16 protein-coding genes are annotated in these 14376 nt (G+C 67.2%); 3 read left to right on the plus strand and 13 right to left on the minus strand.

Going from position 1 to position 14376, the window contains the following annotated elements; translation table 11 throughout:
• The first annotated feature begins 69 nt into the window (after positions 1-69).
• Complete coding sequence (locus tag HMPREF3167_RS03085) at positions 70-1623, plus strand: MFS transporter (RefSeq protein ID WP_068538428.1); 1554 nt, start codon at positions 70-72, stop codon at positions 1621-1623.
• Between the two features lie 4 nt (positions 1624-1627).
• On the opposite strand, the gene HMPREF3167_RS03090 is transcribed toward HMPREF3167_RS03085, so the two are convergent.
• The 6 genes from HMPREF3167_RS03090 to rpsB form a co-directional block, all read right to left on the minus strand.
• Positions 1628-1915: a ferredoxin family protein gene (locus HMPREF3167_RS03090; protein WP_062612050.1), complete on the minus strand. Its 288-nt coding sequence runs from the start codon at positions 1913-1915 to the stop codon at positions 1628-1630.
• A gap of 9 nt (positions 1916-1924) precedes the next feature.
• Complete coding sequence (locus tag HMPREF3167_RS03095; RefSeq protein WP_070445426.1) at positions 1925-3214, minus strand: FAD-dependent oxidoreductase; 1290 nt, start codon at positions 3212-3214, stop codon at positions 1925-1927.
• A 13-nt stretch (positions 3215-3227) separates the two neighbouring features.
• A complete protein-coding gene (locus tag HMPREF3167_RS03100; protein WP_068538430.1) occupies positions 3228-4082 on the minus strand; it encodes an electron transfer flavoprotein subunit alpha/FixB family protein in 855 nt (284 codons plus the stop codon).
• The gene (locus HMPREF3167_RS03105; RefSeq protein ID WP_068538527.1) at positions 4083-4835 is read right to left on the minus strand and encodes an electron transfer flavoprotein subunit beta/FixA family protein; all 753 of its coding nucleotides are present in this window, start codon (positions 4833-4835) and stop codon (positions 4083-4085) included.
• 147 nt (positions 4836-4982) lie between these two features.
• On the minus strand, positions 4983-5822 hold the full coding sequence (gene tsf / locus HMPREF3167_RS03110) for a translation elongation factor Ts (protein ID WP_062612047.1): 840 nt from the start codon (positions 5820-5822) through the stop codon (positions 4983-4985).
• Between the two features lie 11 nt (positions 5823-5833).
• Entirely contained in the window at positions 5834-6667 is an 834-nt protein-coding gene (rpsB, locus tag HMPREF3167_RS03115) for a 30S ribosomal protein S2 (protein WP_062612045.1), read from the minus strand.
• A 318-nt stretch (positions 6668-6985) separates the two neighbouring features.
• Between rpsB and HMPREF3167_RS03120 the strand changes: the two genes are divergently transcribed.
• On the plus strand, positions 6986-7684 hold the full coding sequence (locus tag HMPREF3167_RS03120) for a trimeric intracellular cation channel family protein (protein WP_062612043.1): 699 nt from the start codon (positions 6986-6988) through the stop codon (positions 7682-7684).
• Positions 7685-7926: 242 nt separating this feature from the next.
• Positions 7927-8535, plus strand: coding sequence for a M23 family metallopeptidase (locus tag HMPREF3167_RS03125; RefSeq protein WP_062612042.1), 609 nt, complete (start codon positions 7927-7929; stop codon positions 8533-8535).
• Positions 8536-8636: 101 nt separating this feature from the next.
• Here the strand turns inward: HMPREF3167_RS03125 and HMPREF3167_RS03130 are convergent, their stop codons facing one another.
• The 7 genes from HMPREF3167_RS03130 to lepB form a co-directional block, all read right to left on the minus strand.
• Positions 8637-9539: a tyrosine recombinase XerC gene (locus tag HMPREF3167_RS03130; RefSeq protein ID WP_070445429.1), complete on the minus strand. Its 903-nt coding sequence runs from the start codon at positions 9537-9539 to the stop codon at positions 8637-8639.
• Positions 9536-10636: a DNA-processing protein DprA gene (gene dprA, locus HMPREF3167_RS03135; protein WP_083281059.1), complete on the minus strand. Its 1101-nt coding sequence runs from the start codon at positions 10634-10636 to the stop codon at positions 9536-9538. Before dprA ends, HMPREF3167_RS03130 begins: the two co-directional genes overlap by 4 nt.
• Complete coding sequence (locus HMPREF3167_RS03140) at positions 10633-12153, minus strand: YifB family Mg chelatase-like AAA ATPase (protein WP_068538433.1); 1521 nt, start codon at positions 12151-12153, stop codon at positions 10633-10635. The genes dprA and HMPREF3167_RS03140 overlap by 4 nt, the downstream gene beginning before the upstream one ends.
• On the minus strand, positions 12150-12509 hold the full coding sequence (locus HMPREF3167_RS03145; RefSeq protein WP_070445432.1) for a YraN family protein: 360 nt from the start codon (positions 12507-12509) through the stop codon (positions 12150-12152). Before HMPREF3167_RS03145 ends, HMPREF3167_RS03140 begins: the two co-directional genes overlap by 4 nt.
• Before the next feature lie 107 nt (positions 12510-12616).
• A complete protein-coding gene (locus HMPREF3167_RS03150) occupies positions 12617-12928 on the minus strand; it encodes a DUF2469 domain-containing protein (protein ID WP_068538435.1) in 312 nt (103 codons plus the stop codon).
• On the minus strand, positions 12925-13593 hold the full coding sequence (locus HMPREF3167_RS03155) for a ribonuclease HII (RefSeq protein ID WP_068538436.1): 669 nt from the start codon (positions 13591-13593) through the stop codon (positions 12925-12927). The genes HMPREF3167_RS03150 and HMPREF3167_RS03155 overlap by 4 nt, the downstream gene beginning before the upstream one ends.
• Positions 13580-14344 carry a signal peptidase I gene (gene lepB, locus HMPREF3167_RS03160; protein WP_062612023.1) on the minus strand — a complete coding sequence of 255 codons (765 nt, stop codon included), beginning with the start codon at positions 14342-14344 and terminating at the stop codon, positions 13580-13582. The genes HMPREF3167_RS03155 and lepB overlap by 14 nt, the downstream gene beginning before the upstream one ends.
• Between the last annotated feature and the right edge of the window lie 32 nt (positions 14345-14376).

Here is a 14376-nt window from a genome sequence, read left to right on the forward strand (position 1 = left end):
ACCCGGGACCTTCCTCACTACGATCAAAACAGAGGTGCTTAGTGCGCCATTTTTGTTTGTGAGGAATCGATGGCAGAAAACGTCAGCAGGCAACCGAACCAACCCGATTCAAACCCCCGCCACATCCGCGTTCCCGGATCAGATCGGGTCTACGACCGCAACAAACTCCTCTTCGTTCTCCTCGTCCCACTCATGATGACCCTGTTGCAGGTCTCCTCCGTCAACAACATCCTCACCTCGATCGGCCACGCCATGAGCGCCTCCGACTCCCAGCTCCAGTGGGTGCTGTCGGGCTACGCGCTCGCCGTCGGCATCATCCTGGTGCCCGCCGGCCGCCTCGGTGACATGTTCGGCCGCTCCTCGGCCTTCGTGGCAGGATTTTCGCTCTTCACCCTGTCCTCGCTGCTCGTGGGCCTGGCCACCGACGCCACGATGCTCAACTTCATGCGCGTCCTCCAGGGTGCCGGCGCGGGCATCCTCTCACCCCAGACCACGGGCCTCATCCAGCGTTACTTCGTGGGCCAAGCCCGCGCGAAGGCCTTCGCCATGTTCGGCCTGGTCGTGTCGATGTCTGTGGCCGCCGGCCCGCTCATGTCCGGCGCACTCGTGGGGATCCTGGGCGAAGCGGCCGGCTGGCGCTGGTCATTCATCATCAACTTCCCCATCGGCATCATCGGCCTCATCCTGGCCTTCCTTTGGCTCCCGTTCGGCAAGGAGCGCCGCCACGTGGGCCCGCACCGCGCCGAGGCCCGCAGCGAGTACATCGAGATGCAAGAAGAGGAGGGCCGCTTCTACGAGCGCCCGAAGATCGACCTCGACTTCCTCGGCATGGTCCTCCTTGCGCTGGCCGTGGTCGGCATCATGCTGCCCTTCATGTCCACCGGCTGGGCGTTCGCCTGGGCGCTCCTTCCCGCCGGTGTCCTCCTGCTCGCGGCCTGGGTGGCCTGGGAGTCGTACTACAAGAAGATCGGGCGCGAGCCGATGGTTAACCTCGAGCTGTTTGGCATCTCCACGTTCTCCTGGGCCACGGCGATTACCGTCTTCCAGTTCCTTGGCATGACGTCGATCTTCGTAGTCCTGGCCCTCTTCCTCCAGCGCGGGCTTGACGTCTCAGCACTCGAGGTCGGCCTGGTCACGCTACCCAACGCGTTGGTCTCCGCCTATGCGGCAGTGTGGGCCGGCAAGCGGGTCCTCCTCAAGGGCCGGGCCGTGCAGGCCATCTCGCTCGCCCTCATGGTGATCGGTGTGCTCGGCATGATGGGCGTGATCTGGGCGATCGGGAAGGGCCTGCCCTTCTGGTGGCTCATGGTCCCCGTCAGCGTGCTCGGCTTCGGCCAGGGCGCGATCGGCTCGACCAACCAGACCCTGTCCATGCTCGACGTGCCCGCCGAGCACGGCGGCACCGCCGGCGGCATCGTTCAGACCGGTCAGCGCATCGCCACCGCAATCGGCATCGCAATGATCACCGCGGTCTTCTTCCAGGGCCAGCACGCTGGTAGCGGCGACACGGCGTGGTACAACGCGATCTACATCGCCTACGCGCTGGTGACCTTCATCCTGCTCATCGCCCTCGCCCTGGCCGTCATCTTCTGGCGCAAGGGCACGGCGGAAATCAAGGCGTAGGGGCTCAGCCCTCGCGGTACTCGATCCCCATCCCGCCCTCGGGGTAAACCCAGCTCAGGGCCCCGGGGGTGGCGACTGCGAGGCACGCCCCGCACTCCAGGCACGCGGCGAACTCGGCCGAGATCGTACCGTCGGCCTCCTCGCGATACACGTGCGCCGGGCAGACCGCGATGATCCGCTTGGCCGTGCCCGTGGAACGCACAAGCTCCTGGTCGATGACGATGTGGCTCTCGCCCGTGTGGTAGACGTTCTTGGCGAGGCGCTCGTTCACGCCGCCCGGATTGAAAGACATCCCTGCCTCCTAAAGCGCTCGCAGCGCACGATAGCCGGTCTTGACCAGGTCACCCACGCGGATCCCCGAGCCCTTGAACGCGTCAAGGGCCACCTTCGCCAGGTGCCGGCGCGGACTGAGATCGTGGTGGTAGGCGCCGTAGAAGACGTCCGCCAGCAGCTCGCCCGCCGGCCCGAACATCAGCTGATCATTGCCGAGAAATCCGGGGGCGTGGCGGTAGGTGTGCATGTCCTTGCCCACGAAGCTCGCCTCGTATTCATCCACGTAGGCCTGCAGGGCCAGGCGCGAGTAATCGCCCGCCTCGATGGCCGCGTGGACCGCCTTCGCGGCGGCCAGCGCCGATCCGGCCGCCAGGTCCATGCCGCGCACGGTCAGGCCCGTGTTGAGGGTGAAGCCGGCGGCGTCGCCGATGAGGACCAGGCCATCGTGAACGATCCCCTCCTGCATCGCCTGCCCGCCCTCGGCCACGAGGTGGCAACCGTACTCGAGCAGCTCCCCGCCCTCGAGGAAGGGCGCAAGGAACGGGTGGGCCAGCAGGTGGTCATGGATGTCGGTGGAGGCCAGACCCGAGTCGGTCAGCCGCTCGAGCATGAGGACCACGCCCATCGAGACCGAGTCCCTGTTGGTGTACATGAAGCCGCCGCCCGGCACGCCCATCGTGGCATCCCCCACGATCGCGTAGGAGGCGCCTTCGTTGCCTACGAGGTTGAAGCGCTCCCGAACGGCATCCTCGCCGATCTGGATAACGGACTTGATGCCGAGTCCCAGGTTCTTCGTGGGCTGCTTCGGACGCACGCCGGCGCCCTGGGCGAGGAAGGAGTTGACGCCGTCGGCGGCGATGACCACCTTCGCCGTCATCTCCTCGCCCGCGGCCTCGATGCCGCAAAAATGCGTGTCGCCGCGCATCAGCCTATCGACCTTGACGCCGCTAATAAGGCTGACGCCGGCCTCCTCGGCCTGCTGCGCAAGCCACGGGTCGAGGTGGGCGCGCAGCACGCTGACGGCATTGACGGGCTCGGCAAGGCGCTGGTCCCAGTAGTCAATATTGACCGCCGAGGTGGTGTTCAAGAAGCTCAGCGTGTTGCGCGTGATGACGCGCTCCACGGGGGCCTCCTGGGCGAAGCCGGGGAAGATCTCCTCCATCACGCGGCTGTAGAACACGCCGCCGGAAAGGTTCTTGGCCCCCGGCTCGGTGCCGCGCTCAACCAGCAGCACCTCGCGCCCCTCGCGGGCGAGCGCCGTGGCAGCCACGGTTCCGGCCACCCCCGCGCCCACAACGATGACGTCGAAATCCTCCATGTCGGCCCCTCCCCTACGCCTTGAGCGCCTCGATCATCTTCGGTAACACCTCGTACAAGTTGCCGACGATCCCGTAGTCGGCCAGCTCGAAAATCGCGGCCGTCTCGTCATTGTTGATGACCACGATCGTCTGCGCGCCGCCGATGCCGGCCGTGTGGTGGATCTGGCCGGAGATCCCCACCGGGATGTAAAGGTCCGGGGAGACCGAGTGGCCCGAGACCCCAAGATACGAATCGCGCTCGAACCAACCGTGGCCTTCAACGAGCGGGCGGGTGCACCCGACCTCGGCGCCCAGCGCGTCCGCGAGCTCGCGTGCGAGCGCCAGGTCCTCCTCGGCCACGAATCCGCGCCCGACCCCCACGATGCGGGTGGCCGCGCCCAAGTTCACCTGCGCGCCCTCGTGGATGTCTTCACTGGCCACGCTCACCGTGTAGCCCTCGCCAGCCACGGTTTCTCCCGCAACCTCGCCCGGCACCGCCTCGCCCTCGCTGACGAGGACCACGGCCGGGCCGGCGAACTCCACGGTCTCCTCGACCATGCCGCCGAAGCGGCTGACCGTGGCGGAGGTGGTCGACAGCTCGCTCACGTTGCGCAGCAGTGGCGCGCCCTTCGCGGCGCACAGCGCACCCGCCAACGAGCGGCCTGCGGGGTTGTTCACCACGAGAATGAGGTCGCCCGCCTGCGCGTCCACCGCGGCCACGACCGCCGGGGCCAGCGCCTCGGCCGGGGCGTCGCCCGTCTCGATCCGGATCACGCGGTCCACCCCGCCCACCGGGGCATCGCCGACGACGACACTGACCTTCTCCCCCTGGGCCAGCTCAACGAGCGTAGAAATCTCAGAAACGGTGGTCACAATCCAGGTAGTCATTTACAGCACCCCGTCCTCACGCAGGGCCGCCACAAGCTCGGCGGCCGTACCAAACATCTTGCCCTGGCGCACGCGCTTGTCCGGGCGCTTGCGGCCCACCACCTCGAGCGGGGCACCCGCGCTCTCCACGTCCGCGGCCGTCAGCACCTCCACGGGCTTCTTGCCGGCCGCGAGGATGTCCTTCATCGACGGCACGGCCGGGGTGGTTGCATCCGAGGTGGTGGCGACGACGGCCGGGCCGGTCAGGCGCAGCGTGCGGCTGCCGCCCTTGATCCGCTGGGTGAGAACGAAAGCATCGCCGTCGACCTCCACCTTCGCCACGTCGAGAATCGCCGGCCAGCCAAGGTACCCCGCGATGAGCGCGGGCGTGACTCCAGCCGCCTCATCCACCGAAGAATCGGCCGTGAGCACCAGCGAGACGTCACCCACCTTGCTCACCAACTGGGCCAGGGCGGCGCCGACCTGGGTGGCAGACCAGGCCGAGACGGCGTCGTCGGCAAGTATCAGCCCGCGGTCAAAGCCGCGCGACATAGCGTTCTTGCGCGCCATCGGGGAGGCAACCTGGGCAGAGCCCACCGAAATACCCACGAGCTGCGTGCCCGCGGCATCAGCGACCCGCCGGCCCATCTCCATCGCCACCGGATCCGACTCCGACACGGCGGCCTTCGCGCGCGTCCAGTCAACCGTGCCGTCGGCAAGCACCTTGGCATCTTGCGGATTAGGCGCGTACTTGTAGGCCACAACAATACTCAACGTCGTTCTCCCCTTCATCAAACCCTCATTATCGCGCGGGTCGCGCGCAGCCGCGCCCGGGGCACGGCTTTTCATCTGCGAGCAAATACTCGACTTAAGCCAGTGTGGGGTGCGATTACCTCGCACCCCACACCAGTGAACTAGCCCTTACTCCTGGCCAACGCGCACGCGCTTAAAGCCCGTGATCGTGGCGCCGGCGGCCTTGGCAACCTCGCCCACCGAGTGCTTCGGATCGCGAGCGTAGGGCTGGTCAAGCAGGCAGACCTGCTTGAAGTAGCCCTTAAGGCGGCCTTCGACGATCTTCGGAACAGCCTGCTCCGGCTTGCCCTCGGCGATCGTCAGCTCGGTGGCGATGCGGCGCTCGTTCTCGAGCTCCTCCTCCGGCACGTCGCCCTCAGCGAGGTAGGCCGGGGACATGGCGGCCACGTGGACGGCGACGTCGTGGGCGATCTCCTTGCCCGCGGCATCGGTGGCGACGATGACGGCCACCTGGGCCGGCAGGTCAACAGCCGTCTTGTGCATGTAGGCCTCGACGTGCTCGCCAGCGAGGTACTCAACCGCACCCACGCCCAGCTTCTCGCCGATGATGCCGATCATGTTGTCCACGGCGTCCTTGACAGTGCCCTCCGGGTGAGCGGCGGCCAGGACCTCATCGGTGGTCTTGGCACCAGCCTCGACGGCGGCGGCGAGGATGCCCTCGGCGAAAGCGATGAACTTCTCGTTCTTCGCCACGAAGTCCGTCTCAGCGTTGACCTCGACGATGAGGCCGAATTGGCCCTCGTCGTTCGTGCCGATGTGGGACAGGACCAGGCCGTTCGAGGCCGTGCGGCCCTCACGCTTGGCGGCGACCTTCAGGCCCTTGAGGCGAAGGATCTCCTCAGCCTTGGCAGTATCGCCCTCAGCCTCGGTCAGCGCCTTCTTGACATCCATCATGCCAGCGCCGGTCTTCTCACGAAGAGCCTTGATATCTGCAACGGTAATTGCCATGTTGATCTTCCTTAGGCGTTGTCGGTCTCAGCCGGGGCCTCAGCGGCCGGGGCCTCGGCGGGGGCTGCTTCAGCCTCGGCCGGAGCCTCAGCCTCGTCACCCTCGAGGAGCTCGCGCTCCCACTCGGGCATGGGGTCCTCATCCTTAGCGCCACCGCCACGGGCCACCAGGCCCTCAGCGACTGCGTCGGCGATCACGCGGGTCAGGATATCGATGGAGCGGATCGCGTCGTCGTTCCCCGGGATGCCGTAGTCGACGTCGTCGGGATCACAGTTCGTGTCGAGGATCGCACAGACGGACATGTTGAGCTTGTGGGCCTCAGCGACCGCCAGGTGCTCCTTGTTCGTGTCAACGATCCAGATGGCCGAGGGAACCTTGCCCATGTCGCGGATACCGCCGAGCGTGCGCTCCAGCTTCTCCTTCTCACGACGCATCATGAGCAGTTCCTTCTTCGTGCGACCAGAGCCGGCCACGTCGTCGAAGTCAACGAGCTCCAGCTCCTTGAGGCGCTGGATACGGGCGTTAACGGTGGAGAAGTTGGTCAGCATGCCGCCCAGCCAACGCTCGTTGACGTAGGGCATACCCACGCGCTCCGCCTGCTCGCGGATCGGGCGCTGGGCCTGACGCTTGGTGCCAACGAAGAGGATGTTGCCGCCGTGGGCCACGGTCTCCTTGACGAACTCGTAGGTGCGGTTGATGTCGTCAACCGTCTTACGAAGATCAATGATGTAGATGCCGTTACGATCGTTGAGGATGAAACGCTTCATCTTGGGGTTCCAGCGACGGGTCTGGTGCCCGAAGTGGACGCCGGCTTCAAGCAGCTGGCGCATGGAAACGACTGCCATGGTCGTCCTTTCTCACAGCGCGGGTGTGCCGCGCTTGGTTTTACGGTTCTTTGCCCACCACACCCTGTGGCAGGCCCTGGTGCCCCATTCCACGCTCCATCGGACCGATGCGCGGAAGGCCTTGCGGCGAGCGAGCACGCGTAGTCTGTCTTTCGACAGCCTTCCTAGTTTATCCAGGGCCCGCACAGTTCTCCAACACTAAAACTTGGCGCGCGCGGTGGCGTTGCCTACATCGCACCCGGGCCATGCCGGGCTGACATTTGGCGTCCCCGCGGGGCACAATGAATCGGATGGTCATTTCTTGCAGGGAGGTGCGGCATGGATCCTGAGGTTCTCTTCCGTATCGTGGACGTCGCGGGCGTCATCGCCTACGGGGTCATCGGCGCATCCCTTGCCCGCAAGCTCGAATACGACATCATCGGCTACCTCACCCTCGGCATCCTGACCGCGCTCGGCGGTGGCATGATCCGCGACTCCCTGCTTGGCGTGGGCTTCCCCGTGGCGCTGACCGACCCGTGGTACCTCGCCGGCGCGATCGGCGCCTCCGCCTTTGCCTACCTCGTGCCGCTGGATGGGCCGTGGGCGCGACGCGGTCTCACCCTCGCCGACGTCCTCGCTCTTGGCTGCTGGTCCGCCACCGGCGCCGCGAAGGGCATCTCCGCCGGGCTCGCCCCGATCCCCTCGATCTTCCTCGGGGTCATCACCGCCACCGCCGGCGGCGTGATGCGCGACGCGCTCGTGCGCCAGACCCCCGCTATCTTCGGCTCCAACCCCCTCTACGCCACCATCTCCATCGCCGCCGCCGGGATCATGGTGATCTTCCAGCAGCACGACATGTACGAGGTGGGGATGGGCCTAGCGATCCTCCTGTGCCTCATCTTCGGGCTCGCCGCCCGCCGCTTTAACTGGATCCTGCCCGTGCGGCAGATGAACCTGCTAGCCGATTCGCGGCGCATCCTGCGCCGCGAGCACGTGACCAACCTGCGCAAGTTTTCCCGACGCAAGGACTCCAAGTAGCGCCAACCACGCCGTGGCGCAAGCTTGCCGGTCGCTCCGACACAACTCGTGAATCTGGTGCCGCCCTGGCGGCGGTAGCGATCGTTAGCCGGTATTTTCACGAGTTTCGTCGGCCGCCCCAATCGGGACGAGTCCCTGAATTGGGAAGAGCGTGTTTCTCCACAGATTCCCTGCCGGGTGGCCCGACCACATCGGGCACATTATCGGCGTGGGGCTTTCGGCGATTTTGAGAGCCTGGTGGCATGAAGAAGTTTCTTGTTGCACTCGCTCTCGTCTCCCTCGGCGGCGTTGCCGCCCTCACCCTACCCTCAGGCCCTGCGCCTGCTGAGCTCTCGGAGAGTGTGGCGCCCTCGGCGAACTCGGCACTCTCGGCTGACTCGGTGGGCTTGGCCGGCACGGTAGACGCGGACAGCTTGGCTGGCTCGGTGGGCTTGGCCGGCTCGGCGCCCACGGTCGAGTATGCCTGGCCCTCGGGCGCCGAGGTGCCGGTGCTCCGGCCGTTTGCGCCCGGGCCAAACAACTGGGACGCTGGGCACCGGGGCGTGGACCTGGCGATCGCCGCCGGCCAACCCGTGTATGCGGCGGCGAGCGGCCGCGTCATCTACGCAGGCAAGCTCAATGACCGCGACCTAGTGTCGATCGGGCACGCCGACGGGATCCGCACCACCTATGAGCCCCTCTCCCCTGCAGTCACACGCGGGGACACGGTCACGCGCGGCCAGCTCATCGGGCACGTGACCGGCGAACACTGCGCGCCCTCCTCGTGCCTGCACTGGGGAGCCAAGCGCGCAACGAGCGACTACCTCGACCCGCTATCGCTTCTATGGGGTCCGATCATGCTCGTCGAGTAGCACGCCCACCTGCCGTGAGCGCATCAGGCGAACTTGAGGCGCGGCGGTAGATTGCGGGCGCTCCCGGGGCGGGTGCGCCCGCCGTGTACGCACCCCTTCTGTTAGGCGCGCGGGTGGGCCTGGCCGAAGGCGGCGCGCAGGCGCTCGGCGCTCACATGGGTATAGCGCTGGGTTGTGCCGAGCGAGGAGTGGCCGAGGATCTCTTGGACGTTGCGCAGGTCCGATCCGCCGTCGAGCAGGTGGGTGGCCGCCGAGTGCCGCAGGGCGTGAGGCCCGATGTGCGGCAGGTCCGCAAGGTCGGTGAGCCGGTCGAGGACCGTACGTACCATGCGCGGGTCGATCCTGCGTCCTGCCTTGCCCACGAACACCGCTGGCGTCGGCCCCTTGAGGAACTGGGGGCGTAGCGCCAGCCATTCCGACAGCGCCTCGCGGGCGGGCCTACCGAAGGGGACGATGCGCTCCTTATCTCCCTTACCCACCACCCGCAGCGTCATGTCGGGCTGGATGCTGGACACGTCGAGGCCCACGAGCTCGCTGACACGGATCCCGGAGGCGTAGAGCAGCTCGACCATCGCCCAGTCCCGCACCGTGAGCTCGCCGTCCTCCGCCGCGCGATCCGCGGCGATATCGAGCAGGCGCTTGGCCTGGGCATGACTCAGCACCTGGGGTAGCTTGTTCTCCGCCTTCGGGGAGGTGAGCCGCTGGCCCGCGTCGGAGTCGATGTGCCCGTTCTTGTACAGCCACCGGGTGAAGCTACGGATCGCCGCCGAGTGGCGGGCCATCGAGGCCCTCGAGTGGCCCTCCTGCTGGAGGGAGGCAAGCCAGGAGCGCAGGTCGGCAAGCTCCACGAAGCGCAACGCTCCCGCCACGTCGTCCGAACTGGTGCCGAGGAAGTCGAGGAAGGAGCGTGCCTCGGTGGCATAGGCGGCCACGGTGTGCTCGGACAGCCCGCGCCGCACACCCAGCTCGCGCACGTAGTCGTCCAGAATCGTCTCGATGCTCATGACTTCACCTTAGTGCGCCGGTAGCGCCCGTCGCGCTCTTCCACACGCCCGGCAAGTACCAGCCGGCCGAGCGCCGCCAGGGTCTCGGGCAGGGCCATGCCCGCTGTCGCCGCGATCGACGCCGCGCCCTTACCGCGGACGAGGGGCACGGCATCGAAGGCGCGCTGCTCGCGCATGTCGAAGCCGTCGTCCACCCCGCCGGAGAAGAAGTCGGCGGCCAGTGGCTCTTGGACCCCGATTGGCCCCATGAGCTCGCGCAGGTGGCTCACACTGCCGATCGCAGTGGCGCCGTTGCGAAGCAACTCGATGCAGCCCTGGCTCTGCACGGAATCGATTGGGCCGGGGACAGCGCCGACCGGCCGGCCGATCGCGAGCGCGTGGCGCGCGGTTGACAGAGCACCGGAGCGCACGGGCGCCTCGACCACTACGGTGGCCTGGCACAGCGCCGCGATGATGCGGTTGCGGGCCAGGAAACGGAAGCGCTGCGGGGCGGCCCCCAGCGGGGATTCGGACACGATCGCGCCGCCCGCCTCCAGGGTCTTAGCGAAGAGCGATTCGTGGGAGCGGGGGTAGACCCGGTCCGCGCCGCCCGCGCTGACAATAAGGGTGGGACGGCCGGCGATGAGGGCACCCTGGTGGGCGGCGGCATCGATGCCGAAGGCCCCGCCGGAGACCACGGTGGCCTCCTCGGAGATCTCGAAGGCGAAGTCGCGGGCCGTGCGCAGGCCGGTGGAGGTGGCCGCGCGTGAGCCGACGATCGCCACTGCCCGCGCCTCCAGCGCCGTTGGATTACCCTTGACCCACAGTAGGAGCGGCGCGTCGGCGCCCAGGTCGTTCAGTTGGCTCGGCCACCGCGAGTCCTCCGGCCCGATCACGCTCACCCCGGTCATCTCCAGCGCCCGCATGTGGAACGGCTCTTGGTGGGCAAGCCGGTGGCGCCAGCGCTCGATCTGCGCGCGCATGCCCGGCTCGAACTCCCCGTCGCGGATAGCCTCGAGTGCCCCGGCCGGGCCGAGGTTCTCGATGAGGGTATGGGCGATGGGGTCAGCTCCCTCGGTCATGCGCGACCATTCGATGCGCGCCTGCAAATCGTTCACGAGTCCATCCTTCCGCTCAACATGAAGGCCGCCGCCACGTCGTCGTCGGTGGGCCTGCCGTGCCCGGCGAGGTCGGCAATCGACCAGGCGAGGCGCAAAATCCTGTCATACCCGCGCAGCGAGAGCAGGCCCGAGGCCAGGCCCTTGTCGATCCGGGCCAGTGTCACGCCCTGGAGCGGGGTGTTGCGCCGCAGCCAGGAGCCGGGCACGTCGGCGTTACGCTCGAGTTCGAGGCCGGCCAGGCGGAAGGCCTGCCGCTCCCGGGCCTCGGCCACGGCGCTCTTCAGCTGCGCGCTCGAGGCGCTTCCGCCCCGGCGCAGGTCTGCCTTCGACGGGCGACGCAGGGTAACGTGGATGTCGATACGGTCGCGCACCGGGCCGCCTAGCGAGGCCTCATACAGCCGGATGTCGCGCGAAGTGCACGTGCACGCCGAGCCCGGGTCGAGCCTGCGCCCGCACCTGCAGGGGTTGGCCGCCGCAATGAGCTGGAAGCGTGCCGGGAAGCGCACGCTCGCCTTCGCCCGCGCCACGTCAATCCACCCCTCCTCGAGCGGCTGGCGCAGGGACTGGATCGCTCGCGGGGCAAACTCGGGAAACTCGTCCATGAAGAGCACGCCGCGGTGCGCGGCTGTGATCGCACCCGGCCGCGGCATCCGCGATCCCCCGCCCACCAAAGCCACCGTGGTGGCCGTGTGGTGGGGCGCGGCGAAAGGCGGATGGACGGGCAGGGACGTGACCCGCTCGCCCGTGAGGGAGGCGATCGCCGCCACCTCCAGCGCGTCAGCCTGGCTGAGGTCCGGGAGGATGCCGGGCATGCGGCGGGCGAGCATCGACTTACCCACCCCGGGCGGGCCGACCATGAGCATGTGATGCCCGCCCGCGGCCGCCACCTGGAGGGCGAGGATCGCCTCCTCCTGCCCGCATACGTCAGCCACGTCCGCCATCGCCTCCGGCACGTCAAGCACCTCGGCACTGAGCTGGGTTGGGGGCGGGACGACGACACCGGGCACCCCGCACATCTCGGCCACCTGGGCCAGGTGGTGCACGCCGATGACCTCCAGCCCGTCCACGAGCATCGCCTCGTCCTGGTTGGCCTGGGGCACGATCGCCACCTGCGCGTCCTTAGCCGCGAGCAGGGCGGGCAGGACCCCGCGCACCGGCCGCACCGAGCCGTCCAGGCCGAGTTCGCCCATGACAACCGCCTCGCGCCCGAAACCGAACCCGATCGAGCCGAGGATCGCCACCGCGATCGACAGGTCAAAGCCGGTACCCGATTTCATGACGTCGGCCGGCGATAGGTTGACCGTGAGGCGCCGATTGGGCCACGTGATCCCGATGGCGTGAAAGCCGGCCCGCAGGCGTTCGCGCGCCTCATTGACCGCCGCGTCGGGAAGCCCCACGATGTGGAAGCTCGGCAACCCGTTGAGCTGGACGGCCTCCACGAGGATCGGCACCGCCTGCACGCCCACCACCGACAGGGTGTTGGCCCGCCCCACCGTTCCTGCGATCGCTTTCATGACTCCACCCCCTTGAGGTGGGTCAGCTCATGCCTATCGCCGGCCAGATCCACCGTCACCACGTCCACGCCAATCTGCGTGCCGAACGAGCGGTGGTCAAGGAGCCACTGCAACAGCAGCCCTTTGATCCGATTGACCTTGAGCGCGGTCACCGCCTCTGCGGGCGTGCCCGCCCGGTGAGTACGCCGTGTCTTGACCTCAACCGCCACGATCGCGTTACGTTGCGGGTCGAAGCCCACGATGTCGATCTCGCCCCCGCGCGTACGCCAGTTGCGGGCGAGGATCGTCCAGCCCTGTTGCGTCAGATATGTTGCCGCGAGGCTCTCGCCCCACGCGCCTAATTCATTGTTCGTCATAGGACGATTTCAGCAGGAATCGCCGGCGCCTGATTTCGCAAAAGCCCCAAATGTGGGTAAAGCTCCCGCAAGGGAAAATGTGGATAATGTTTTTTCGCGAAATAACGCTATTCGAAGTCGAGCCCGCGCGAGAGATCGGGCTTGTTCAGCTCCTCCACGTTGACGTCCTTAAAGGTTACGATCCGCGCGCCGCGGATGAACCTCGAGGGGCGGAAGATGTCCCACACCCACGCGTCCGTGAGCGTCACCTCGAAAAAGACGTCACCGGCGGCCGAGGCGCGAACCTTGACATCGACGTCGTTGGCCAAATAGAAGCGCCGCTCGGTCTCCACCACAAACTGGAACAGGCTCGCCACGTCCCGGTACTCGCGGTAGAGCGCGAGTTCGGCGTCCGCTTCGTAGTTCTCCAGTTCGCTCATCGTCCCTGCTCCAATCCAGGTAGTTTCCAGCTCGTTCGGTGGTGCTCGCTCGCGCCGAGCGCTCCCAGGCCCGCGATGTGGGCCGGCGAGGAGTATCCCTTGTTTCGCTCCCAATCGTAGCCCGGATACTGCGCGCCGAGCCGGGTCATGATCTTATCGCGCTCCACCTTCGCGAGCACGCTCGCCGCGGCCACCACCGCGCAGCGCGCGTCGCCCTTGACCTCCATGTGCACAGGATAGGGCGGAAGTTGCGGCCCGATCGGCAACTCCGACGGCGACCACCAGTCGTGCGTGCCGTCCAAGATCACCGCCGAAATCGGCAGATCCAGCTGGGCGAGCGCCTCCCCGGCGGCATACCGCAGCGCGCCGATGATCCCCCACTGGTTGACGACGTCGGCGCCCGCGTGCCCCACCGCCGCGGCTTCCACCCACTCACGGACCTGGCCCACTGCGCGGGTCCGCGCTATCGGCGTCATGAGCTTCGAATCGCGCAGTCCCGCGGGGAAGTCATCGGGAGTACCCAGGGAGACGACCGCGATGCCCACCGTGGCCGGCCCGGCGAGCGCCCCGCGCCCCACCTCGTCAACCCCCGCCACGTAGCGACCGCCGCGCTCGCTCACCTCGCGCAACAGGGCGAGCTCGACCTCGCGATCAGGGACTATCAACGCCTGCGAACACCTCTCTGGCCGAGGGGATCTTACCCATCCGGTCGAGCGGATACATGGTCAGCCACGCTCGCCCCTCGATGTTCGAGATCGGCACGAAACCAAAGCCGGTGGCTTGCTGGTGGTAGCGCGAATCCTTCGAGCGGTCGCGGTTATCGCCCATGAGCCACACGTGCCCATCAGGAACCACCACGTCGAACTCCGTGTCCGACGGCGAGGATCCGGGCTTGATGTACGTCTCCGTAATCGGCTCGCCGTTGACCGTGATGAGGCCGTCATGACAGCACTCCACGTGATCGCCGGGCAGGCCAATGATGCGCTTGACCAGATGGTCGCCCACGTTCTGTGGGACCACGCCCACGAGTTCGCCCACACTGATGAGCACCTTCTGCACCCCAGAATAGTGCGGCTTCGCCGAGTCGGACAGCCAGTTGCCCGGGTCCACGAACACGACCACGTCACCCCGGTGGAGGTCTTCCTCCGAGTCCGCCAGCTTGTTGACCAGGATCCGATCCCCCGGAATAAGCGTGTTCTCCATCGACTCAGACGGGATGGCGAAGGCCTGCGCGAAGAAGGTCTTGATGATGACCGAGATGAGGAGAGCTACCGCGATGATCGTGGCAAATTCGAGCACGGTGGATCCCAGGCGCTTCTTGGCGCCCACTTCGCCCTTCTCGCTCCGACTCGGTTCAGCACGGTGCTCGGGCGGGTACGACGGCGGCATCGCGTCCGCCTGGTCAAGTTCCTCCATCGCGCTCCTCCTACTGACCACTACACTACGTC

The sequence above is a fragment of the Trueperella sp. HMSC08B05 genome, assembly GCF_001808405.1.
In the GTDB taxonomy this organism is placed as follows: Bacteria; Actinomycetota; Actinomycetes; order Actinomycetales; family Actinomycetaceae; genus Trueperella; species Trueperella bernardiae.

What these genes read in the sequence shown, in the direction of transcription:
- rpsB (WP_062612045.1), bottom strand. Translation starts at nt 6,667, where the DNA reads ATGGCAGTCGTTTCCATGCGCCAGCTGCTTGAAGCCGGCGTCCACTTC.
- HMPREF3167_RS03150 (WP_068538435.1), bottom strand. Translation starts at nt 12,928, where the DNA reads ATGAGCGAACTGGAGAACTACGAAGCGGACGCCGAACTCGCGCTCTAC.
- lepB (WP_062612023.1), bottom strand. Translation starts at nt 14,344, where the DNA reads ATGGAGGAACTTGACCAGGCGGACGCGATGCCGCCGTCGTACCCGCCC.
- HMPREF3167_RS03140 (WP_068538433.1), bottom strand. Translation starts at nt 12,153, where the DNA reads ATGAAAGCGATCGCAGGAACGGTGGGGCGGGCCAACACCCTGTCGGTG.
- HMPREF3167_RS03085 (WP_068538428.1), top strand. Translation starts at nt 70, where the DNA reads ATGGCAGAAAACGTCAGCAGGCAACCGAACCAACCCGATTCAAACCCC.
- tsf (WP_062612047.1), bottom strand. Translation starts at nt 5,822, where the DNA reads ATGGCAATTACCGTTGCAGATATCAAGGCTCTTCGTGAGAAGACCGGC.
- HMPREF3167_RS03090 (WP_062612050.1), bottom strand. Translation starts at nt 1,915, where the DNA reads ATGTCTTTCAATCCGGGCGGCGTGAACGAGCGCCTCGCCAAGAACGTC.
- HMPREF3167_RS03095 (WP_070445426.1), bottom strand. Translation starts at nt 3,214, where the DNA reads ATGGAGGATTTCGACGTCATCGTTGTGGGCGCGGGGGTGGCCGGAACC.
- HMPREF3167_RS03120 (WP_062612043.1), top strand. Translation starts at nt 6,986, where the DNA reads ATGGATCCTGAGGTTCTCTTCCGTATCGTGGACGTCGCGGGCGTCATC.
- HMPREF3167_RS03130 (WP_070445429.1), bottom strand. Translation starts at nt 9,539, where the DNA reads ATGAGCATCGAGACGATTCTGGACGACTACGTGCGCGAGCTGGGTGTG.
- HMPREF3167_RS03100 (WP_068538430.1), bottom strand. Translation starts at nt 4,082, where the DNA reads ATGACTACCTGGATTGTGACCACCGTTTCTGAGATTTCTACGCTCGTT.
- HMPREF3167_RS03125 (WP_062612042.1), top strand. Translation starts at nt 7,927, where the DNA reads ATGAAGAAGTTTCTTGTTGCACTCGCTCTCGTCTCCCTCGGCGGCGTT.
- HMPREF3167_RS03145 (WP_070445432.1), bottom strand. Translation starts at nt 12,509, where the DNA reads ATGACGAACAATGAATTAGGCGCGTGGGGCGAGAGCCTCGCGGCAACA.